This is a genomic window from Gordonia sp. UBA7860 (genome assembly GCF_002500165.1).
GTDB lineage: Bacteria > Actinomycetota > Actinomycetes > Mycobacteriales > Mycobacteriaceae > Gordonia > Gordonia sputi.
In genome coordinates this window covers 5,968-26,370 of record NZ_DLSO01000024.1, presented here as the reverse complement: position 1 = coordinate 26,370, position 20,403 = coordinate 5,968, and the positions used below count along the sequence as shown (strand labels likewise).

Below are 20,403 nucleotides of genomic sequence, written 5' to 3'. Positions count from 1 at the left end.
ACAAGCTCGATCAGCGGGGGGGCTCGATCAGCGGGGGCGGGCTCGATCAGCGGGGGGGCGGGCTCGATCAGCGGGGGCGGCTCGATCAGCGCGGCAGAACGGCCACGGCGAACGTGCGGCGGTAGGGCAGCACCGTGCCCCAGTCGCGGGCGGGGTAGGCGGCGCGGAGTCGGCGCTTGAGCTCTTCGCTGAAGTCGTCGCGCAGTTCGTCGGGTAGCGCTTCGAGGAAGGGGCGGGCGCCGGTGCCGGAGATCCAGTCGAAGACCGGGTCGTCGCCCTTGTCCTTGAGGACGTGCAGATACGTCGACTCCCACGCGTTGACCTCGAAGCCGCGCTCGGCAAAGAAGTTGAGGTAGAAGTCGGGTGCTAGCCACGGCAGCCGCCGGACATCGCCGCAGTACTGCGAGTAGGGCTCCTCCTCGGCGAGTTCGTTGAGGCTGCGGTACGTGGCCGCGCCGGTGTTGTTGGGCACCTGGATCGCGAAGGCGCCGCCGTCGTTGAGATGGGGCAGCAGTCGCTCGATCGCGACTTCCTGATCGGGGACCCACTGGAACACCGCGTTCGACAAGAACAGGTCGACGGGTTCTGGAGGTGTCCACTCGGTGAGGTCGGCGACGTCGTAGTTGGCCAGCCCGTCCATGTTCTCGCGGATGGCCTCGGCGATCATCTCGGTCGAGGCGTCGATTCCTAGGACCAGGGCCTCCGGCCAGCGTTCGCGTAGGTGCTTGGTGTGCTGCCCAGGCCCGCATCCGAGGTCGACGATGGTCGACGGATTGGTCGGCACCTCGGCGATCAGATCGAGGAAGGGGCGGGCACGAGCGTCGGAGAATTGTAGGTATCGACTCGGATCCCAGACCGGCATGCAACCAACTCTATGCAATTCACAGCGATCATGGCAGTGGGTAACCTGGGAGGAGTGTCAGAGACTCTCGTGAACGATGATGACAACGCACTGGTGACGGCCGCATCGGCCGCCGCAGACGTCGTCGAAATTTCTACCGACGGCGCCTGCCTGGGCAATCCCGGGCCGGGCGGATGGGGTGCGGTCCTGCGATACCGCGGCCACGAGAAGCAGATCTCCGGTGCTGAGCCCGATACCACCAACAACAAGATGGAATTGACGGCAGCGATCGAGGGCCTCGCCGCACTGACCAAGCCGTCGAAGGTGATCCTCTATACCGACTCGAGTTACGTCCGAAACGGCATCATGAAGTGGGTGAGTGGCTGGCAGCGCAACGGGTGGAAAACCGCAGACAAGAAACCCGTGAAGAATGCAGACCTGTGGTGCCGCCTCATCGAGGAGGAGAAGGTGCACGAGGTGACCTGGAAATGGGTCAAAGGTCACGCGGGAGATCACTACAACGAGATCGCCGACACGCTGGCAACATCTGCCGCACAGAAACTCGCTGGGCGTGAGTGATGAGTTCGGCTGCCTCACAATCTGATTCGACGATCACGGTCGCCGTCCTCCCCGAACGTGATCAGCACATCACCGCGGCGCTCGACGGCGTCGGCGCGACACAAACCGACCTCGACGCCGCGCGAGTCCTGATCTGGCTTGGCGGAGCGTCGGGTTTCCCCGGTCTCCCCGACACCGTCGAATGGGTGGCGTTGAAGACGGCGGGGATCGAAGAGTTCGTCTCCGCAGGCGTTCTCGACGACAAGCGTGTGTGGACGAACGCGTCGGGCTTCTATGCGGAGAACGTCGCCGAGCATGCGCTCGCGCTCCTGCTCGCGGGTCTCCGGCAGATCAACACGTCGGTGCGGTGGGGTTGGGACAAAGACCACATCGATCCCGCAGTGCGCACACTGCGCGGCGCGACCGTGGCGATCATCGGGGCCGGCGGCATCGCGAGATCGCTGATCCCACGTCTGAAGGCTTGTGGCGCTTCGGTTCTCGCGGTGAACCATTCGGGACGCGAGGTCGACGGCGCCGAGCGCACGCTGCCGTCGTCGCGGATGGATGAGGTGTGGTCGACGTGCGATCACGTGGTCCTCGCCGCGCCGTCGACTCCGGAAACCCATCACCTGATCAATGGAAAGGTGTTGGCGCAGTTGCCCTCCCACGCGTGGGTGGTCAACGTCGCACGCGGACCGCTCGTCGACCAACAGGCGCTGTACTGGGCGCTCAAGGGGCATGAGATCGCTGGTGCCGCGCTGGACGTGACCGATCCAGAACCGCCCGCGCGCAACGATCCGCTGTGGTCGCTGTCGAACGTGATCATCACACCGCACATCGCCAACCCGTCGTCGGGTCTCACCCGCGAGCTCGCACCGTGGATCGCGGAGAACATCCGTCGATTCCGCGCAGGAGACGACCTCGTGTCGACCGTGGCGGCTGGTCACGATTACTGAGTCCCCCATCGTCGTCTGCGGGGTGTCGGGGTGCGGGAAAAGCACTGTCGGCCTGGCGCTCGCAGCACGCCTGGCGGTGCCGTTCGTCGACGCCGACGATCTGCACCCGGCCGCCAACATCGCGAAGATGGCTGCGGGACATCCACTGACCGACGCCGATCGGCTGCCCTGGCTCGATGTGGTCGGTACCTGGCTCGCCGAGCACGACGACGGCGTGGCCGCCTGTTCGGCGTTGCGCCGCGCCTATCGGGATCGACTGCGCAGCAAGGCTCCCGGGGTGTTCTTCGTGATGCTCGCCCTCGACCACGACGCAGCACAGGCGCGCGTGCGCGGGCGGCGGGGCCACTTCATGCCCGCGGCGCTCGTCGACTCCCAGTTCGCCGCACTCGAACCGCTCGGACCCGACGAGCAGGGGATGATCGTCGACGCCACGCTGCCGCTCGTTGCGATTGTCGATCAGGTGTTGCGTTAGAGCGCGCTCTAAGGCCTAGCGTTGCTGTCATGAGCACAGATCACCTCATGAGCAGGGCGTTGGCCACGTTGAACGAACTCGACGGTCCGCTGTCGGTCGAGGTCATCCACCGCCTTGTCGAAGCCGACGAGATCGACGAACCGCTGACCATCGCCCAGACCTCCGCGATGCTCGACGTCTCGGCGCACACCTTGCGGTACTACGAGCGCATCGGACTCGTCGACGTGCCCCGCGACGCGTCGGGCAACCGCCACTACGACGCCGACGCCGTGCGCAGACTCGCCTTCCTGACGCGAATGAGACTGTCGGGCATGGCCATTCGCGACCTCCAGCACTACGTCGAACTGGTCGACGAGGGCGACGACACCGTTCCGGAGCGGCTCGAGATGCTGCTCGAACACCGCGACACCATTCGACGCCAGATCTCCGAACTCACGCTGTCGCTGGCAGCAACCGAATACAAGATCGCCACCTACGGCGGAAGGACGCAGCCATGAAGGACACAGCCATGACCGCATCAACAGACTCGACAACCGCGAACCGCAGGCGCATCGGTTCCCTCGAGGTCTCACCGCTCGGATTGGGTTGTATGGGAATGAGTTTCGCATATGGCGAGGCCGACCAGGACGAGGCGACGGCGACGCTGCATCACGCACTCGACGTCGGGGTCAACCTGCTCGACACCGCAGACGTCTACGGCGTGGGCGCCAACGAGGAACTCCTCGCGCAGGTCCTGGCCGACCGCAGAGACGACGTGGTGCTCGCGACCAAGTTCGGTATCGTGATCGATCCCGAAACCGGTTATCCCAACGGCGAAACCGACGGTTCGCCTGCGTATGTGCGGTCAGCGGTCGACGCCTCGCTGCGACGTCTCGGCGTCGACACCATCGACCTCTACTACCTGCATCGCGTCGACCCGAAGCTGCCGATCGAAGACACTGTCGGGGCGATGGCAGAGTTGGTGGGCGCCGGAAAGGTCCGCGAGCTCGGGATCAGTGAGGCAAACGCAGACACCCTGCGTCGCGCAGCTGCAGTGCACCCCATCGCTGCGCTGCAATCGGAGTGGTCGCTGTTCAGTCGCGACGTCGAATCGTCGGATGTCGTTGCCGCACGCGAACTCGGCGTCACGATGGTGCCCTACAGTCCGCTTGGTCGCGGCATGTTGACGGGATCTGCTGCGGCAGTGCAGGTTTCCGACGGCGACTTCCGTTCGAGACTTCCGCGGTGGCAGGCCGAGAACCTCGACCACAACCTCGCTCTCGTCGACGAGATACGCACCTTGGCAACCGAGGTCGGCGCCACGCCGGGTCAGGTCGCGTTGGCGTGGCTGCTCGCTCAGGGTGACGACGTCGTCCCGATCCCCGGCACCAAGCGCACGCGCTACCTCGACGAGAACCTCGGCGCGCTGTCGGTGGAATTGAGTTCAGATCAGCTCGCGCGATTGTCGACGCTGCGCCCCGCAGGCGACCGCTACTCCGACATGGACTGGGTGGCGGGCCGGTCGTCGTAGGTCGTGCCGCACTCCTCTGTGAAAATCTAGAACGTGTTGCAGTTCTGTGGCATTGTCAGGAGTCGTGATCCTGGACAGATTCCGACTCGACGACACCGTCGCGGTCATCACGGGCGCGGGGCGCGGACTCGGAGCGGCGATCGCTGTCGCGTACGCCGAGGCGGGCGCCGACGTGGTGATCTCCGCGCGCAGCGAAGGCGAACTGGAGAAGGTGGCCGCGCAGGTCGCCGACCGGGGGAGACGGGCGCGCGTCGTCGTCGCCGATCTCTCCGATCCCGACGCTGCGGCAGCCCTCGCGCAGACCGCCATCGACGATTTCGGGCGGCTCGACACCGTCGTGAACAACGTGGGCGGCGCGATGCCACGACCGCTGCTCGACACCTCACCGAAGAATCTGAGCGACGCCTTCGGTTTCAACGTCGCCAATGCTCACGCGCTGGTCACGGCCGCGGTTCCGCGAGTGTTGGAGACTGCGGGCTCGGGATCGATCATCAACATCACCTCAGCGATGGGGCGGCTACCCGGCCGTGCGTACGCGGCGTACGGGACGGCCAAGGCCGCGCTCGCGCACTACACGCGGCTCGCGGCGATGGACCTCAATCCGCGTATTCGAGTCAACGCGATCGCGCCCGGTGCGATCCTGACGTCGGCGCTCGACATCGTGGCCGCCGACGACACCATGCGGACGGCGATCGAGAACGCGACACCGATGCACCGTCTCGGGGAGCCCGAAGACATCGCTGCCGCGGCCGTCTACCTCGCGTCGCCCGCCGGTGCGTATGTGACCGGCAAGGTGCTCGAGGTCGATGGCGGAATCATCGCTCCGAACCTCGACCTACCCATCCCCGATCTGTAGGACGCGCGGCTCAGGAGGGGCGCTCGTTGCGTGCTGCGCGCTCGACGATGGTCGCGATGCGCGTCGACTTGGTCTCGGGTTTGCGTGCCATCGCGATCTGCGTGAGCGCGAATTTCCGTGCACTCGGCGGGAACGCGTCCCAGTGCTCGCGCGCCTGCGGCGTCGCGTCGAGGGCCGCGGTCAGCTCGGGGTGCTCGACGCCCGCCTCTGCGTCGTCGAGGAGGTTCCAGAGGCCGCGCGCCTTGGCGTCGTCGATCACCGCCTGACCGGCCGGTTGCATGCGGCCGGCGGCGAGGAGTTCGGTGACACGCTTCTTGTTCGACGCCGACCACGCGCTGGTACGGCCGCGGCGCGTGAACCACATACCGCGACGCTGCTCGTCGAGTGTGCGGGTGTGTCCGTCGATCCAACCCCAGCACAGCGCCTCGCGGACGGTTTGGTCGTAGTCCAGCGCGACGCGGCCGGAGTCCTTGCGCCAGAACACCAACCAGATTCCCGACGACGAGTCGTGGTTGTCGGCCAGCCAGTTCTGCCAGTCATCGATGGTGTCGAACAGCAACGTCGGGGCGTCGGCTTTGGCCACGTTGACGCGGTGGTCGGGGCCCGTGACGTGGGTACTGTTGTCTCATGGATCAGTTCCTGCACTTCGCGGGCGATTACTGGTGGCTGATATTTCCGATCGGTGGAGTCGCCGGTGGTTGGTTCGGTTCGCTCGCGCGGTACAACGAGAAGCGTCGACGCGACAAGATCGAACTTGCCCGCGTCAAGGCGAGTGCACAGACCGAACGGCTACGACTCACCCAGGCCGACAAGGCGTCCGTCACCAAGGTGCTCGAGAAGCACGACGCGATAGATCAGCGATGGTTCGGGTACGAACTCGACCTTGCGACGCTGATCGAGTTCCCCATGATGACCGACATGCGCGAGCCGCTGACGCTCGCGTTCCATCGCGCGAAGATCCGCGCCGACGATCTGCGCCCGACGTCGGCCGACCAGAAGCTGGACCCGCTCGACTTCGAGCGCTACCGCGACGCCGTCGGCGACTACGAGGCCTCCTTCGACGCAGCAGAACGCGAGGCGCGGCGTCGGAAACAGTCCGACTTCTCGCCCGTCGAGCGCGAATCACTCGACCGCGCGCGCAAACTGATCTCCGTCGCCGCCGACGCCGCCGCCACGCCCGCGGAACGCCAGGCCGCCTACCGCAAGGCGCGCCAGGAGCTCGACGGACTCATCGACATCCCCGACGTCGCCGCCGCCCAGATCGAGCAGCGAATCGCGGGCGAGCTGGAGCGCTGAGCGGGCCGCTGCGTCGAGGGGCGATTGGGCGGCGTCGAGGAAACACGTGTTTCTGACAGATGCGAGCGAAGTTCCGCGCGCATGTGTCAGAAGCGCGTGTTTCTTTCGGCTCGGCTGTCGGTTGTGCACAGGTCGGAATCGGGTGGATCCGGATCGGCGTTGTCGACGTCGAACATGCATGGACACTTTCCCGGTCAACGAACACGGATTGATACTGCGACGCACGGCGCTCGACGCGGGCGCGTCGGATCGGCAACTCACGCGCGCCGTCGACGCGGGCGCTCTTGTACGCGTGTGGCCCGGCGCCTACGTGCTGCCCGACAAGAGCCGGACGCCGGAGGTCACGCATCGGCTGAAGGCCGTCGCGGCCACGCTGCTGTCCGAATCCGACGTGCCGCTGAGCCATCAGTCGGCGGGCGTGCTCCACGGGATGTCGCTGCTGTTCCCCGATCTCGCGCGGGTGCACTTGACCACGGGGCACAAGACCGGCGGCCGTATTGAAACCCAGCGGCATCTGCACTCAGGTCGTCTGGGGCCCGAGGACACCACGGTGATCGACGGCATCGCGGTGACGTCGCTGGAGGTCACCGCCGTCGACATCGCGTGCAGCGTCAACTTCTTCCAGGCGCTCGCCGTGCTCGACTCCGCGCTGCGACTCGGTGCCGATCGCGAGAAGATGTCGGCGCTCCTCGATTCTCGACGCCGCGGTGTTGCCGTCGCGCGCAGGGCGCTTGCGTTCGCGAGCCCACTGGCCGACAACGCGGGCGAATCGTGGGGAAGAGGTCAGATGATCGTCGCCGAACTGCCGATTCCACGACTGCAGCGGGAGTACTTCGACGCCGACGGCGAGTTCGTCGCCAAGGTCGACTACGACTGGGAGGGCAAGCTCGTGGGCGAGTTCGACGGGATGCGGAAGTACACCAAGGATCTGGGCGACGACGACACCGCGCTCGACGTGATGAAGCGCGAGAAGGCCCGCGAAGATGGCGTCAGGCGCCTCGGACCGATGGTGATCCGATGGGTCTGGGCCGATCTGCGACGCAACCGCATGGTGCCGATGGTGCGAGAGTGGCTGGAGCGCTTGGAGATTGGCGGAATGGGCAGCGCGGCGTCGTAAATACACGTGTATCTGACAGATGCGAGTGAAGTTTCGCGAGTAAGTGTCAGAAACACGTGTATTTGCCGGGCAAGGTCAAGCCTCCGAGTCGACGGCCCCGGCGAACTGGCTGCGGTACAGCCGGCAGTACGCGCCCTGAGCGGCGAGCAGCCCGTCGTGGGTGCCCTGCTCGACGATGTGCCCGTCTTCCATCACCACGATGACGTCGGCGTCGCGGATGGTCGAAAGGCGGTGCGCGATAACGAAACTCGTGCGGTCGGTGCGCAGCGCGGCCATCGCTTTCTGGATGAGCAGCTCGGTGCGGGTGTCGACGGAGCTGGTGGCCTCGTCGAGAATCAGGATGGTCGGGCGGGCGAGGAAGGCGCGCGCGATCGTGATGAGCTGTCGCTCACCGGCACTCACGCCGCCGCCTTCGTCGTCGAGCATTGTCTCGTAGCCGTCGGGCAGGATGCGGACGAAGTGGTCGACGTGGCTCATGCGCGCGGCCTCGAGGACCTCCTCGCGCGATGCCGTGGGGTCGCCGTAGGCGATGTTCTCGTAGATGGTTCCGCCGAACAGCCACGAGTCCTGCAGCACCATTCCGGTGCGCTCGCGCAGGTCGTCGCGGGTCATCTCACGGGATTCGACGCCGTCGACGGTGATGGTTCCGGAGTCGACGTCGTAGAAGCGCATGATGAGGTTGACCAGGGTGGTCTTTCCCGCGCCGGTCGGTCCGACGATCGCGACCATGTGACCGGGACGTGCGACGAGTGAGAGGTCGTCGATGAGCGGTTTGTCGGCGACGTAGCGGAACGAGACGTCGTCGAATTCGATGAGCCCACGGTCGTGCTCGGGCGTCTTCGGGTTCTTCGGGTCGGGGGTCTGTTCGTCGGCGTCGAGGATGTCGAAGATGCGCTCGGCCGACGCCACGCCGCTCTGCAGCAGGTTGACCATCGACCCGATCTGCGTGAGCGGCTGCGTGAACTGACGTGAGTACTGGATGAACGCCTGCACCTCGCCGAGGCTCAACGCGCCCGATGCCACGCGCAGTCCGCCGACGACGGCGACCGCCACGTAGTTGAGGTTGCCGAGGAACATGATCGTCGGCATGACGGTGCTCGAGATGAACTGTGCACGCCAACTCGACTGGTACAGCTTCTCGTTGCGCTCGTCGAATTCGGATTCGACGTCGGCCTGACGATTGAACGCGGTCACCAATTCGTGCCAGGTGAACGCCTCTTCGACCTGGGCGTTGAGCTTGCCGGTCGACGACCACTGCGCCAGGAAGTGCGGCTTGGAGCGCTTGGCGATCAGCGCGGTTGCGCCCGCGGCCAGCGGCACGGTGACAAGCGCGATGAGCGCCAGCAGAGGCGAGATCCAGAGCATCATCACCAGGATCGCGATCACCATCAGGACGGAGTTCAGCAACTGGGAGATGGTCTGCTGCAACGTCTGTGACAGATTGTCGAGGTCGTTGGTGACGCGACTGAGCAGATCGCCGCGCGCGGTGGCGTCGTAGTAGCTCAGAGGGAGGCGGTGGATCTTTGCCTCGACCTCTGCGCGCAGATGCTTCACGGTGCCGACGACGACGATGTTGAGCAGATAGGCACCGAGCCACGACAACAGCGCCGAGCCGACGTAGAGCGCGAGCACGATCAACAAGACGCGGCCGACGTCGCCGAAGTCGATGCCCACACCCGGGGTGACGTTCATCGAGTTCACCATGTCGGCGAGGGTGCCGTTGCCGCGCTCGCGCAGCCCCTCGACCGCCTGCGCCTTGGTGGTCCCCGCGGGAAGCATCTTGCCGACGACGCCGTCAAAAATGATGTTGGTGGCGTCGCCGAGCACTCGTGGTGCGAACGCCGTGAGGATCACCGATCCGATGATCGACAACACGACGACGCTCATCGAGGTCCGGTAGGAGAACAGTAATCCGATGAGCCGCTTGATCGACGGGCCGAACGACCGCGCCTTGGCCACGACTGGTCCCGCAGCCATCGGGCCGCGGCCTGGCCCCGGGGGAGCGGGGGCTGCGCCGCCTGCGCGGGTCATGCAGACTCTCCGATCGCGAGCTGAGACTCCGCTATTTCGCGGTACGTCTCGGAGGTCGCGAGAAGTTCGTCGTGCGTGCCGATCCCGACGATCCGACCGCGATCGAGTACGACGATCTGCTCGGCGTCGACGATGGTCGAGATGCGCTGGGCGACGATGATGACGGCGGACTCCGACGTCGCGGGTGCGAGTGCGGCGCGTAGGCGTGCGTCCGTGGCGACGTCGAGGGCCGAGAACGCGTCGTCGAAGAGGTAGACCGACGGTTTGCGCACCAGCGCACGGGCTATGGCGAGGCGCTGACGTTGACCACCCGATACCGTGGTGCCGCCCTGGGAGATCGGGGTGTCGAGGCCGTCGGGCATACGCTCGACGAAGTCGGCGGCCTGCGCGATGCGCAACGCCTCCCAGACCTCCTCGTCGGTGGCGTCGGGTTTGCCGTTCCGAATGTTCGACGCGACGGTCCCCGAGAACAGGTATGGGCGCTGCGGGACGAGGCCGATGGCATCGCGCAGGGTGTTGGGGTCGAGGCGTCGGACATCGGTGTCGCCGACGCGAACCTCACCGGCGGTGACGTCGATGAGTCGTGGCACCAGACCGACGAGTGTGGTCTTGCCGGAGCCGGTCGAGCCGACGATGGCGGTTGTGGTGCCGGGCTCGACGCGAAAGCTGATGTCGGACAGGACGGGATCGTCGGCACCTGGATAGCGGAACTGTGCCCCTCTGAACTCGACAGTGGACGGTTGCGCGGCGAAGGGCACCGGATCTTGTGGTGCGCCGACGGAGGTCTCGGTGTCGAGGACCTCGCAGATGCGCTCGGCACAGACTGTTGCGCGCGGCGCCATCATTGCGAGGAACGACGCCATCATCACCGACATCAGGATCTGCATGACATAGGTGATCATCGCGGTCAGCGCGCCGATCTCGATGCTGCCGTCGGACACCAGATGGCCGCCGAACCAGATGATCGCGACGATGGTGACGTTCGTGATCAGCATGACGGACGGGAACATCAACGCCTGCATCCGGCCGACGCGCAGCGTGGCCTGGGCGAGGCTGTCGTTCGCGGTGGCGAAGCGGTCGATCTCGTAACGTTCGCGCACAAACGCACGGACCACTCGGATACCTGTGATCTGTTCGCGCAGAACACGATTGACCGCGTCGATGCGCTCCTGCATCGCGCGGAAGCCGGGGATCATACGCGCGATGATGACGCCCATCGCGACCGCGAGAACCGGCACCGCCACGACGAGCACCCACGACAACTGTGACCCGACCTTGATGCCCATGATGATGCCGCCGATGCACATGATGGGCGCCATCACCAGGATGGTGGTGCTCATGACGATCAACAACTGCACCTGCTGGACGTCGTTGGTGGTGCGGGTGATCAACGACGGCGCACCGAACGTCCCCATCTCCCTGGCCGAGTAGGTGTTGATCCTGTGCAACAGGTCGTGTCGGATGTCGCGTCCGGTCGCCAGTGCAGCCCGTGAGCCGAAGTACTGGGCGATGATGGTGCACACGATCTGGGCGATCGTGATGACCAGCATGACCGCACCGACGCGCAGGATGTACGACGTGTCGCCCTTCGCGACGCCGTTGTCGATGATGTCGGCATTCAGCGTCGGCAGGTACAACATGGCCACCGTCGCGATGAGCTGCAGTATCACGACGGCGAGCATGTGCCAGGGATACCGCGAGAGGTATGTCCGGATGAGGCGGGTCAGCATGTGGCGCTCACTCACACGACGCTAGCAAGCCGCGCCGACACCGTGCGAGACGTTTTCGGGGCGAACCCGTCCGACGGTGGGCGCAACCCGTCAGGCGGACGTCAACGCGACTGCCGCTTCGCCGGTGTAGGTGAGGTAGGTGAAGGACTCCTGGAAGTACAGGTTCACCACGTCGGCGTCGTGAGAGTCGTAGCCGATCGAGACATCCTGACCGATGGTCAGCTCGAAATCTCCTCCGCGCGTTGACAATACGAACGCTCCGGTGATTGCGGGTGCCCACACGATCTCGCCGTCGATCAGACGCTGGATGTGCTGGCGAACCGGATAACCGTGATTCGACGTCTCGTTGACGAGGTTGTACACATCGGCCGAGAGCGCGATGGAGTAGGGCCCGTCGATCGACGCGAGCTTGAGCGTCGAGAGGGCCGCGCTGAACGCCTCGGGGTAGTCACGCACGTCCTCGGGCAGCGGGATCGGTGTCGCGGTGGCCTCGGCGCGGATGCCCGAGATGCCGGCGGCGGCATATCCCTCGAAGATCGCGCGGTCTTCGGCCAGCGCGAGCTCGCGTGCGGCGTCGACCACCGGATCCCAGTCCGAATCCTCCGCGCCACGGTCGACGTCGTCGATGGCCTCGCGCGTGACGGTGAACGGCACCTTGAGTTCGATCAGCGGCTGCACGCTGCGCTTGAACGCCTGGATGCCATCGGCGGGGGCGTCGATCTTGGTGCGGTGGCCACGGGTGACCGATGACGCCTCGAGTCCGAGTGGTCCCTTGACGTCGACGAGTCGACGGCCCGCGATGTTGCGCTTGAACGACCGCGCTGCCTCTTCTTCGATGGCCTCCCAGGCGGACGCGGAGATGGGGGCGAGTTCGCGATGCAGATTGTTCATGGTGCGTCTCCTGGTAGTCGGTGGCGGGTTGTGTTGGCGAGTTGTGTTGTCAGGCAGAAGGTTGCGGGTGATTCACGAGGAGCGCAGCGATCCGATTCCCAGCGACCCGTCGCCGGGGTCGGTCGGCTCGGGTGGCGGAACCGGCGATGCGGCGTCGAGCGTGACCGGTGCGGGTGCGGGCACATCGTGGGGAGCGTCGTCGTCGGAATCCGATTCGGCGGCGGCTGGGGCGTCGGGGAGGTCGTCGAAGAAATCGACGGTCGGGGTGAAGAACTGTGCCCCGGTCACGGCGGTCGTGAAGTCGAGCAGCCTGTCGTAGTTTCCGGGCGGATCGCCGATGAACATCTTGCGCAGCATCTCTTCGGTGACGTCGGGCGCCGAGGAGTACGCGATGTAGAAGGTGCCGGAGTCGCCGATGCCCGAGGCCTCGCCGTAGGGCATGTTGTCGCGGACGACGTCGATCTGCTCGCCATTGACGTCGTTGACCACATTGAGCGCGATGTGCGAGTTGGTCGGTTTCACGTCGTCGGACATCTCGATGTTGTCGAGTTTGGTGCGCCCGATCGCCGCCTCCTGGTCTTCGACCGAGATCGAATCCCATTCCTTGAAGTCGGTGACATAGCGCTGGATGGCGACGTAGCTACCGCCCGCGTACGCGGGGTCTTCGTCGCCGACGGTGATCGCGTCGATCGCAGCCTGGCCGACGGGATTCTCGGTGCCGTCGACGAAGCCGATGAGGTCGCGTAGGTCGAAGTAGCGGAAGCCGTGCACCTCGTCGACGACCGTCACGGCGTCGCCGAGTTCGCTCATCAACATGCGGCCGAGCTCGTAGCAGAGGTCCATCGCGTCGGCCTTGAGGTGCAGCAGCAGGTCGGCGGGAGTCGCAGGGGCCGTGTGGACATCGCCCGCGTACTCGACGAAGGGTCGAAGCGACTTGGGGCGATTGCCTGCGAACAGGCGGTCCCACGCATCCGAGCCGATCGACACGATGCCCGCGAGCGCCTGCTCGGGCGCTCGGGACGATACGGAGTTGATGCGCGACCCGAGGACGTCGAACATTCCCCGGACGGCGTCCTCGCCACCCGCGTTGATCGTCAGGACGAGGAACAACGCGTGCTTTGTTTTGCGTGTCAGAATCGTCTGCGGTACGGGCACGGTTTTCACTCTAGTGCAGCGCGCAATCCGCGCCGGTGAAAGTGTGTCCTCACGAAACTCAGGCCAGGCACACCGGTTGTCTACGACGCCTGTTGACTCAGCCCCGCGCAACCGCTCGCCCGGCGGCGCGGCCCGAGAAGATACAGCCGCCGAGGAACGTTCCCTCGAGTGCGTTGTAACCGTGCACACCACCGCCGCCGAATCCGGCGACCTCGCCAGCGGCATAGAGGCCGTCGAAGACCGAACCGTCGGGTCGCATCACGGCCGACTCGAGGTTGGTCTCCAGACCGCCCAACGTCTTTCGCGTCAGGATGTTCAGGCGCACCCCGATCAGCGGTCCGTGGGCAGGGTCGAGGATCTTGTGCGGCTTGGCCACACGCACGATCTTGTCGCCGAGGAACTGGCGCGCGTTGGTGATCGCCATCAACTGCGCGTCTTTGGAGAACTTGTTGTCGATCTCGTTGTCGCGTGCCGAGATGGTTCGCTCGACGTGCTGCAGATCGAGCTTGGGACCGCGGGTGATCTCGTTCATGCCCGCGACGAGTTCTGCGAGATTATCGGCGACGACGAAGTCGCTGCCGTTCTTCAGGAAGGCCTCGACAGGACCGGGCGCGCCTTTCGCGAAACGGCTCTTCGCGGCGAACTTGAGGTCTTTGTCGGTGATGTCGGGGTTCTGCTCCGAACCCGACAGCGCGAACTCCTTCTCGACGATCGACTGCGTCAGGATGAACCACGAATAGTCGTAGCCGGTCGCGAGGATCTCGCGCATCGTCGAATTGGTGTCGAAGCCGGGGAAGTTGGGCGGCTTGAGCCGATTGCCGTTGGCGTCGAGCCAGAGCGACGACGGCCCGGGGATGATGCGGATGGCGTGGTCGGGCCAGACGGGATCCCAGTTGTGGATGCCCTCGGTGTAGTGCCACATGCGGTCGCGGTTGACCAGGCTTGCGCCCGCTTCCTCTGCGATGCCGAGCATGCGACCGTCGACGTAGGCGGGGACACCGGAGATCATCGTCTTCGGGGCGGGTCCGAGGCGCTCCGTCGGCCAGTTCTTACGGATCAGCTCGTGGTTGTGACCGATGCCGCCGGTCGTGACGATGACCGCACCGCCGCGGATCTCGAAGTCGCTGATCTCATCGCGGTTCGACGCCTCGCCGCGGCCGGCAGCAGTCGGGGCGAGCTTTGACCCGCGCACACCGACAGCAGTGCCGTCTTCGACGACGATCTCGTCGACGCGATGCCGGAAGCGGAACTCGACGAGTCCGCGGCGCTCGGCGTCGAGCACGGGTTCGGCGAAGATGCGGACCACCTCGGGGCCGGTGCCCCAGGTCAGGTGGAAGCGCGGCACCGAGTTGCCGTGGCCGTCGGCGAATCCGCCGCCGCGTTCTGCCCACCCGACGACCGGTGTGATGCGCAGACCGAGATCGTGCAGGTACTGACGCTTCTCCGTGGCCGCGAAGTCGACGTAGGCGCGAGCCCACTGTCGAGGCCAGTAGTCCTCGTCGTCGCGGTCGAAGCCCGCAGAGCCCATCCAGTCCTGCAGCGCCAGCTCTGCGGAGTCGTGGATGCCGAGTCGACGTTGCTCGGGAGTGTCGACGAGGAAGAGCCCACCCAGCGACCAGAACGCCTGCCCACCGAGGTTGTTGCGGTTCTCCTGGTCGACGACGATCACCCGACGACCCGCCTTGGCGAGTTCGTACGTGGCGACGAGTCCGGCCAGACCGGACCCGACGACGATGGCATCGGCTTGTCCTGCATCCACATGCGCTGTGTTCACGAGAGCCTTCCTCGATATGTCCTGCTTATGGGACGACCCTATCCCCGGGGGCTCCGGTGAGGTAGCGCCGACGGGTATCGAGATGTGACAACCGACATGTGGCAACTGGGCGCCCTGTGACCTAGTTGACGCAGCGCAGGTATGGACCGTGCGTGTGACGTGGGTAATGATCATCTGCGTGTCTCAACCGACGGTCAGTCTCAATCGACGGTCAGTCCCAACCGACGGTCAAGGGTCGATGTACCTTTTGCTGCTGCGTTATGCAGCCGTTACACTCTGTCGCGTTGGGGACCAACTCAGTCGGCAAGGCCGCTGGCCCCATTTCCTGCCCGTATGAACGAGGCCCGTCCGGGTCAAGATCGTAAGGACTTTTCTCATATGTTGACTCGTGCGCGCAAGCGCCTCGTTGCCGCTGTGGGCGCCATGGCGGCGCTCGGCGGCCTGACCATGGCCGTGGCCCCCGAAGCCCACGCGGCCGGCCAGACCGAATACGTGTACTCCGCAGCGATGCACAAGAACATCCCGGTTCGCATCGTCGACGGTGGCGGCGGGGGTCCCAAGCCCACGCTGTACCTGCTCGACGGTCTGCGTGCCCCGAACAACACCAGCGGCTGGCTGCAGAACAACACCGGCGCCGACCGCTTCATGGTCGACAAGGGCACCAACCTGGTCATCCCCTTCGGCGGTGGCGGCAGCTTCTACACCGACTGGGAGCGCGCAGATCCGAAGCTGGGCGTGAACAAGTGGGAAACCTTCCTCACCCGCGAACTGCCGGCGTACATGAAGCGCAAGCACAACTCGGACAATCGCCGTAACGGTATCGCCGGACTGTCGATGTCGGGAACGTCGGCGCTCAACCTCGCGTCGCGGCACCCGAACTTCTACAAGGCCGTCGCGTCCTACAGCGGCTACCCGACCGTCACGTTCCCCGGATTCACGCAGGGCATCCAGGCGTCGGTCGCGACGATGGGCGGCGACCCCAACAACATGTGGGGCTTCTACCCGGCGGGTGAGTGGTTCCAGAACGATCCGTTCTTGAGCGCGAACAACCTCGCGGGCCACTACGTGTACCTGTCGTCGGGCACCGGTCTCGGCAGCAAGTTCGACAGCTCGGTGAACCCGAGCAGCGCGAACTTCAACCCGGTCAAGTTCTCGCAGATGGTTCCGCTCGAGGTGGCCGCATCGGTCAGCACGCGCCTCTACATCCCGCGTGTCGCGGCGGTCCCGGGCGTCAAGCTCACCACGCACGTCACCCCCGATGGCGACCACTGGTGGGACTACTGGCAGGAGAACTTCCGCCAGTCGTGGAACACCACGTTCCGCCCCGCGTTCTTCTGAGCCGCGGCCAGGTAGCTGAACAACCGAACAACTGAACACGACGAGGGCCGGCGATCGGGTTGATCGCCGGCCCTCGTCGTAGTGCGGGTGGGGTGGGCGTGCGGTGCGGGCGAGTGGTTTCGACACGGCTGCTCGCTTCGCTCGCGGCCGCTCAACCAGCGGTAAAGGGCGGCTCAGCCCGGCGGGGTGTGTGGTTTCGACACGGCTGCTCGCTTCGCTCGCGGCCGCTCAACCAGCGGTAAAGCGGGGCCGGCTCAACCAGCGGTGAAGGCGGGCCGGCTCAACCAGCGCCAATGGCGGGCCGGCTCAACCAGCGGGCTCGGGCTGACCTACTCGCCCGAGTCCTGCGTGCCGCGGCGGCGGAAGGCGCGGGCCTCGTCCAGCGCGGAGCGGGGTGCGCCGTCCGACGAGTCCTCATCGACTGCGGGTACCTGGCGGGTCGGCTGGTCTTCGTCATCCCCGGCGTCGGAGGCAGCGGGCCCCTCGACGCGTGGGATGCGCTGAGTCGGACGATCCCACATGTAGGCGTCGTCGTCCTCGTCGGCGTGCGTTTCCGTCTCGGCCGCACCGATCGCCGTCGTTGCGGCATCGTCGGTGTTCTCGGGCGCAGCATGGCGGTTGCGGCCCGAAAGGCCTGCTCCTGCCGCTGTTCCGGCGAGCGCTGTCGTCGTTGCGGCGCCCCTGCGACGATCGGAGTCGTGGTCGTCGACGTAGCCGGGCTCGTCGTCGTAGACGTCGGGGCTCTCGAGGTTCTTGTCAGAGGTGTTGCGGGTCCGCCAGATGATCAGAATCCATGCGAGCAGCAGTAGCGCGCCGATGATGCCGAGGATGAGCGGCAACCAGAATCCGCCCATCTTGAGCAGATTCATGTAGTGGTGGGCACGATCGGCCTGCGCGGTGACCGTCGTGTCCGACCACTGGAAGGTTGCCTTCAGGGCGTCGAGCTTGAAGTCGCGAACCGGCGCGGGCGTCCCGTCGCTCTGGTCGGGCGACTTGAAGTACTGGCGCTGATCTTCGCGACCGTTGACGATCGTGCCGGTCTCGGGCTCGACGAAGACGTGGCGGGTCGCCGACGCGTAGCGGTGCATCGTGATCTTGTCGTCGGGCTTCACGCCGCGACCGGAGATGCCCCACCATTTGGCGGGCATCGTGAGCATCGTGCCCAGCGCGGCCTCACCCTGTGCGTTGGGCAGTGACGAGAGGTCGGTCTCGGGAACCTCGGAGACGAACTCGTAGGTCTTGACTCCGTTGAAGGTCTTCTCGCCGACGTACTTGGCGGGCTGGTCCTGCCGGGTGTTGAGGTCGTAATAGAGGTACGAGCGCTTCTTGACGTTGAAGCCGAACTTGTACTGGAAGCCCTTACGGTCGGGCAACTGGACCGACACGTCCTTGACGTTCACGCCCTCCGGTGCCGCTTCGAGCTGCAGCGAGCTGACGGTTCCGTTGGGCACCGACGTCTTGCGGTTGACCGACACCCTGTCGATGGTCGCGGTGAGCAGACCGTCGTCGCATTTGAGGTCGCCTTCGGCGCGGGGAGCGGGTGGGGTTGTCTCCTTGCCATCGGCGTCGCGGATGCGGTCGATCTGAACCGTCTGCGCGGACTGCACCGTCGCCTGTCGCTTGTCCGACGGCTCGATGATCACGCTCCGACGCTGCTGCGTCAGATGTGCGTCGAGTGTGCGGGCCTTGGGCTGGGAGATCGAGCAGCGATCGAAGATGACCGCGGGGAAGCGTTCACCGGCCGAGCCGTCGGCAGGGACCGTCGACGCGTCGGATGTGATGTCGAGATCGAGTGGCACCACGCGCAACTGTGGCACCAGGAACGCCGGGATGGCGATCGCCGCGGTGATGCAAGCAACCCCGAGGAATGCCAGCAGCGCCAGCCAAACTCGTCTCATTCTCGACTCCTGTGCGGTTCGGGCCCGGTGCATCGTGTCGACGAGCAGGCCACGGTCAACGCTCTCACCCTAATGGTCGGCCACCGGGTATCAGCCCATGCCGGTTCGATCGGCACGCCGGTCCCGTTCGGCTTCTTTCATGATTCCGGCCATGTAGCCGTAGATCTCCGCGTCCGACATCGCCTTCCAGCGCGGTGCCAGCAGCTTCATGTACTTCTCGACGTAGAGCAGTTGCTTTCCGACGAGCACCAACTCCCGCGGCAATCGGGCGTCGTGCGCGCGTGCGACCGCGGCGAGTTGTCGCCCGAGGTCGGTGTAGCTCATGTCGCCGAGATCCGTCGTCGACAGCGGTGTGGTGATCTTGCGAATGTCAGCCCCGCCCTGGGTCGTCGAACCGGGGTTGCGGACGGCTCCCAGCAGAAAGATGGCGCGACCCGCCGATTCGTAGTCGTTGCGGACGATCAGGTCGACGACGAGCTGACGCAGAATGCGTCGGGTTCGTGGCGTGAAGCGTCCGACGATGCCGAAGTCGAGCAGCACCAGGCGGCCGTCGGCGTCGACGAGGACGTTGCCCGCGTGGAGGTCGCCGTGGAACAAGCCGCCGTGAAACGCCGACTCGAGCAGCGACAGCAACAGGTTTCGACACAGCGCCACACCATCGTGTCCTGCGGCGCGCACTGCAGCGGCGTCGTCGATGCGGGTGGCGTAGATGCGTTCCATCGTCATGACCCGCGCGGTTGTCAGGTCGTCGTAGACCCTGGGAACGCGAACACGATCACCGAACTGTCCGGGTTTGAGACATTCGTACCATTCGCGCATGGCGTCGGCCTCGTTGCGGAAGTCGAGCTCGGCGTCGAGGCCGTCGGCAAAATCTTCGACGACGTGCCGCGCCGACAACATCCGGCCGTACTCCGAGATCTCGGCGAGGCCTGCGAGCCGTTCGAGGATCGCGACGTCGGGTGCGAGGCGTTCGGCGATTCCGGGACGTTGGATCTTGACGACGACCTCGTCGCCACTGTGCAGCGTCGCGGTGTGGACCTGGGCGATGGACGCCGATGCAATCGGCACGGGGTCGAACTCGGCGAAGACGTCCTCGGGTGCGCTGCCGACCTCGTCGATGAAGACCTGCCGGATCTCGTCGGGGTCGGCGGGCGGAACGCTGTCGAGGAGCGATTCGAACTCCGACGCCAACGTCTCGGTGAAAACGCCGGGGCTCGACGCGATGAGCTGGCCGAGTTTCACGTAGGTGGGGCCGAGGTGCTCGAAAGTCGCACGCACTTGCGCGGCCGCGCGCTTGCCGCTCGGTGCACGCAGATGCGCTGCGTCGAATGCGGTGTCGAGGAGGAATTTGCCGACGCCAAGAGTTGCGTGGGCGGTGGTCACTCCCAGGCGCGTGACCTCGGCGATCGGCGACGCCGGGCGCAGACGTGCGCGGCGACCGTCGTCAACTGTGCTGTCCATGTTCCCCCCTGCTCGTCGTGTTGCCGGTTCTCGCATCGCGCCCAGTGTAGGAGGTCGAAGTCGGGAATCGGACATGACGTGCGAACCGGCGGGGTGTCTGGCCTCGCGTCAGCCGTGCTCCGGCTCGCCCGAAACCCGGTGGTCGGCGTGGTTGAGAGCCTCCGCGATGACCCTTCCGACGTGGCCGTCGCGCAAGCGGTAGATGATTCGACGACCATCGCGTCGTGTGTCGACGAGCCCGGTGAAGCGCAGCTTTGCCAGGTGCTGGCTGACAGCGGTCCGCGACGCTCCGACTGCCTCGGTCAGGGCTGAGACATCACGCTCTTCGTCGCGCAGCAGCCAGAGGATGTGTAGGCGCGTGGGATCGGACAGCATGGTGAACAGTGCTGTCGCGGTGCCGAGGAGTTCTGGGTCGGGACTGACCCGGTGCTCGAGGCTCGGGGCAGGGGTGGCTGCCTGTTTCATCGGCGGTGATCACCGTTCGTGTGCGGTTGCGGTTGCTCGGTTCATCGTAAGTGA

19 protein-coding genes are annotated in these 20,403 nt (G+C 65.7%); 9 read left to right on the top strand and 10 right to left on the bottom strand.

All coding sequences use genetic code 11. The features are described 5' to 3' along the window. Positions 1-85 precede the first annotated feature (85 nt). Positions 86-862 (bottom strand): methyltransferase domain-containing protein, encoded by a 777-nt coding sequence (locus B3T59_RS03165; protein ID WP_251721715.1) that lies wholly within the window; start codon positions 860-862, stop codon positions 86-88. Positions 863-931: 69 nt separating this feature from the next. On the opposite strand from B3T59_RS03165, the gene rnhA reads away from it, so the two are divergent. The 6 genes from rnhA to B3T59_RS03135 all read left to right on the top strand — a co-directional run bounded on the left by rnhA (position 932) and on the right by B3T59_RS03135 (position 5,193). Further along, entirely contained in the window at positions 932-1,420 is a 489-nt protein-coding gene (gene rnhA / locus B3T59_RS03160; RefSeq protein WP_287001473.1) for a ribonuclease HI, read from the top strand. Continuing rightward, positions 1,420-2,355, top strand: a complete 936-nt coding sequence (locus tag B3T59_RS03155; RefSeq protein ID WP_251721716.1) for a D-isomer specific 2-hydroxyacid dehydrogenase family protein — start codon at positions 1,420-1,422, stop codon at positions 2,353-2,355. Before rnhA ends, B3T59_RS03155 begins: the two co-directional genes overlap by 1 nt. Beyond that, positions 2,348-2,827 (top strand): gluconokinase, encoded by a 480-nt coding sequence (locus B3T59_RS03150; RefSeq protein ID WP_287001481.1) that lies wholly within the window; start codon positions 2,348-2,350, stop codon positions 2,825-2,827. Before B3T59_RS03155 ends, B3T59_RS03150 begins: the two co-directional genes overlap by 8 nt. 29 nt (positions 2,828-2,856) lie before the next feature. Next, positions 2,857-3,324 (top strand): MerR family transcriptional regulator, encoded by a 468-nt coding sequence (locus tag B3T59_RS03145; protein ID WP_251721718.1) that lies wholly within the window; start codon positions 2,857-2,859, stop codon positions 3,322-3,324. An 11-nt stretch (positions 3,325-3,335) separates the two neighbouring features. Continuing rightward, entirely contained in the window at positions 3,336-4,337 is a 1,002-nt protein-coding gene (locus B3T59_RS03140) for an aldo/keto reductase (protein ID WP_287001472.1), read from the top strand. A 64-nt stretch (positions 4,338-4,401) separates the two neighbouring features. After that, a complete protein-coding gene (locus B3T59_RS03135) occupies positions 4,402-5,193 on the top strand; it encodes an SDR family oxidoreductase (protein WP_287001480.1) in 792 nt (263 codons plus the stop codon). Between the two features lie 10 nt (positions 5,194-5,203). Here B3T59_RS03135 and B3T59_RS03130 read toward each other — a convergent pair whose 3' ends face one another. Beyond that, the gene (locus B3T59_RS03130; RefSeq protein WP_287001471.1) at positions 5,204-5,776 is read right to left on the bottom strand and encodes a YdeI/OmpD-associated family protein; all 573 of its coding nucleotides are present in this window, start codon (positions 5,774-5,776) and stop codon (positions 5,204-5,206) included. Positions 5,777-5,820: 44 nt separating this feature from the next. Here B3T59_RS03130 and B3T59_RS03125 point away from each other — a divergent pair, with 44 nt between their 5' ends. Continuing rightward, positions 5,821-6,489 carry a hypothetical protein gene (locus tag B3T59_RS03125; RefSeq protein WP_287001470.1) on the top strand — a complete coding sequence of 223 codons (669 nt, stop codon included), beginning with the start codon at positions 5,821-5,823 and terminating at the stop codon, positions 6,487-6,489. A 178-nt stretch (positions 6,490-6,667) separates the two neighbouring features. Continuing rightward, complete coding sequence (locus tag B3T59_RS03120; RefSeq protein ID WP_251721720.1) at positions 6,668-7,606, top strand: type IV toxin-antitoxin system AbiEi family antitoxin domain-containing protein; 939 nt, start codon at positions 6,668-6,670, stop codon at positions 7,604-7,606. 75 nt (positions 7,607-7,681) lie between these two features. Here B3T59_RS03120 and B3T59_RS03115 read toward each other — a convergent pair whose 3' ends face one another. The 5 genes from B3T59_RS03115 to B3T59_RS03095 all read right to left on the bottom strand — a co-directional run bounded on the left by B3T59_RS03115 (position 7,682) and on the right by B3T59_RS03095 (position 15,187). Further along, complete coding sequence (locus B3T59_RS03115; protein ID WP_287001469.1) at positions 7,682-9,637, bottom strand: ABC transporter ATP-binding protein; 1,956 nt, start codon at positions 9,635-9,637, stop codon at positions 7,682-7,684. Continuing rightward, positions 9,634-11,367 (bottom strand): ABC transporter ATP-binding protein, encoded by a 1,734-nt coding sequence (locus B3T59_RS03110; protein ID WP_039854731.1) that lies wholly within the window; start codon positions 11,365-11,367, stop codon positions 9,634-9,636. The genes B3T59_RS03115 and B3T59_RS03110 overlap by 4 nt, the downstream gene beginning before the upstream one ends. A 90-nt stretch (positions 11,368-11,457) precedes the next feature. Then, on the bottom strand, positions 11,458-12,258 hold the full coding sequence (locus B3T59_RS03105; RefSeq protein ID WP_005203247.1) for a family 1 encapsulin nanocompartment shell protein: 801 nt from the start codon (positions 12,256-12,258) through the stop codon (positions 11,458-11,460). A gap of 72 nt (positions 12,259-12,330) precedes the next feature. After that, positions 12,331-13,413 (bottom strand): Dyp-type peroxidase, encoded by a 1,083-nt coding sequence (locus B3T59_RS03100; protein ID WP_039854729.1) that lies wholly within the window; start codon positions 13,411-13,413, stop codon positions 12,331-12,333. A 97-nt stretch (positions 13,414-13,510) separates the two neighbouring features. Then, on the bottom strand, positions 13,511-15,187 hold the full coding sequence (locus tag B3T59_RS03095; RefSeq protein WP_376782592.1) for an FAD-binding dehydrogenase: 1,677 nt from the start codon (positions 15,185-15,187) through the stop codon (positions 13,511-13,513). Positions 15,188-15,565: 378 nt separating this feature from the next. Here B3T59_RS03095 and B3T59_RS03090 point away from each other — a divergent pair, with 378 nt between their 5' ends. Next, positions 15,566-16,525 (top strand): alpha/beta hydrolase, encoded by a 960-nt coding sequence (locus B3T59_RS03090; RefSeq protein WP_251721721.1) that lies wholly within the window; start codon positions 15,566-15,568, stop codon positions 16,523-16,525. 329 nt (positions 16,526-16,854) lie between these two features. Here the strand turns inward: B3T59_RS03090 and B3T59_RS03085 are convergent, their stop codons facing one another. The 3 genes from B3T59_RS03085 to B3T59_RS03075 form a co-directional block, all read right to left on the bottom strand. Further along, a complete protein-coding gene (locus B3T59_RS03085; RefSeq protein ID WP_287001468.1) occupies positions 16,855-18,423 on the bottom strand; it encodes a DUF3068 domain-containing protein in 1,569 nt (522 codons plus the stop codon). A 90-nt stretch (positions 18,424-18,513) separates the two neighbouring features. Then, the gene (locus B3T59_RS03080) at positions 18,514-19,884 is read right to left on the bottom strand and encodes an ABC1 kinase family protein (protein WP_251721723.1); all 1,371 of its coding nucleotides are present in this window, start codon (positions 19,882-19,884) and stop codon (positions 18,514-18,516) included. A gap of 108 nt (positions 19,885-19,992) precedes the next feature. Next, positions 19,993-20,349 (bottom strand): ArsR/SmtB family transcription factor, encoded by a 357-nt coding sequence (locus B3T59_RS03075; protein WP_251721724.1) that lies wholly within the window; start codon positions 20,347-20,349, stop codon positions 19,993-19,995. Positions 20,350-20,403 lie beyond the last annotated feature (54 nt).

Bases quoted from the DNA above. Each gene is read 5' to 3' on its own strand.
- B3T59_RS03140 (WP_287001472.1), top strand. From the start codon at position 3,336: ATGACCGCATCAACAGACTCGACAACCGCGAACCGCAGGCGCATCGGT.
- B3T59_RS03165 (WP_251721715.1), bottom strand. From the start codon at position 862: ATGCCGGTCTGGGATCCGAGTCGATACCTACAATTCTCCGACGCTCGT.
- B3T59_RS03105 (WP_005203247.1), bottom strand. From the start codon at position 12,258: ATGAACAATCTGCATCGCGAACTCGCCCCCATCTCCGCGTCCGCCTGG.
- B3T59_RS03145 (WP_251721718.1), top strand. From the start codon at position 2,857: ATGAGCACAGATCACCTCATGAGCAGGGCGTTGGCCACGTTGAACGAA.
- B3T59_RS03090 (WP_251721721.1), top strand. From the start codon at position 15,566: ATGTTGACTCGTGCGCGCAAGCGCCTCGTTGCCGCTGTGGGCGCCATG.
- B3T59_RS03075 (WP_251721724.1), bottom strand. From the start codon at position 20,349: ATGAAACAGGCAGCCACCCCTGCCCCGAGCCTCGAGCACCGGGTCAGT.
- B3T59_RS03080 (WP_251721723.1), bottom strand. From the start codon at position 19,884: ATGGACAGCACAGTTGACGACGGTCGCCGCGCACGTCTGCGCCCGGCG.
- B3T59_RS03155 (WP_251721716.1), top strand. From the start codon at position 1,420: ATGAGTTCGGCTGCCTCACAATCTGATTCGACGATCACGGTCGCCGTC.
- B3T59_RS03120 (WP_251721720.1), top strand. From the start codon at position 6,668: ATGGACACTTTCCCGGTCAACGAACACGGATTGATACTGCGACGCACG.
- B3T59_RS03110 (WP_039854731.1), bottom strand. From the start codon at position 11,367: ATGCTGACCCGCCTCATCCGGACATACCTCTCGCGGTATCCCTGGCAC.
- B3T59_RS03085 (WP_287001468.1), bottom strand. From the start codon at position 18,423: ATGAGACGAGTTTGGCTGGCGCTGCTGGCATTCCTCGGGGTTGCTTGC.
- B3T59_RS03125 (WP_287001470.1), top strand. From the start codon at position 5,821: ATGGATCAGTTCCTGCACTTCGCGGGCGATTACTGGTGGCTGATATTT.
- B3T59_RS03115 (WP_287001469.1), bottom strand. From the start codon at position 9,637: ATGACCCGCGCAGGCGGCGCAGCCCCCGCTCCCCCGGGGCCAGGCCGC.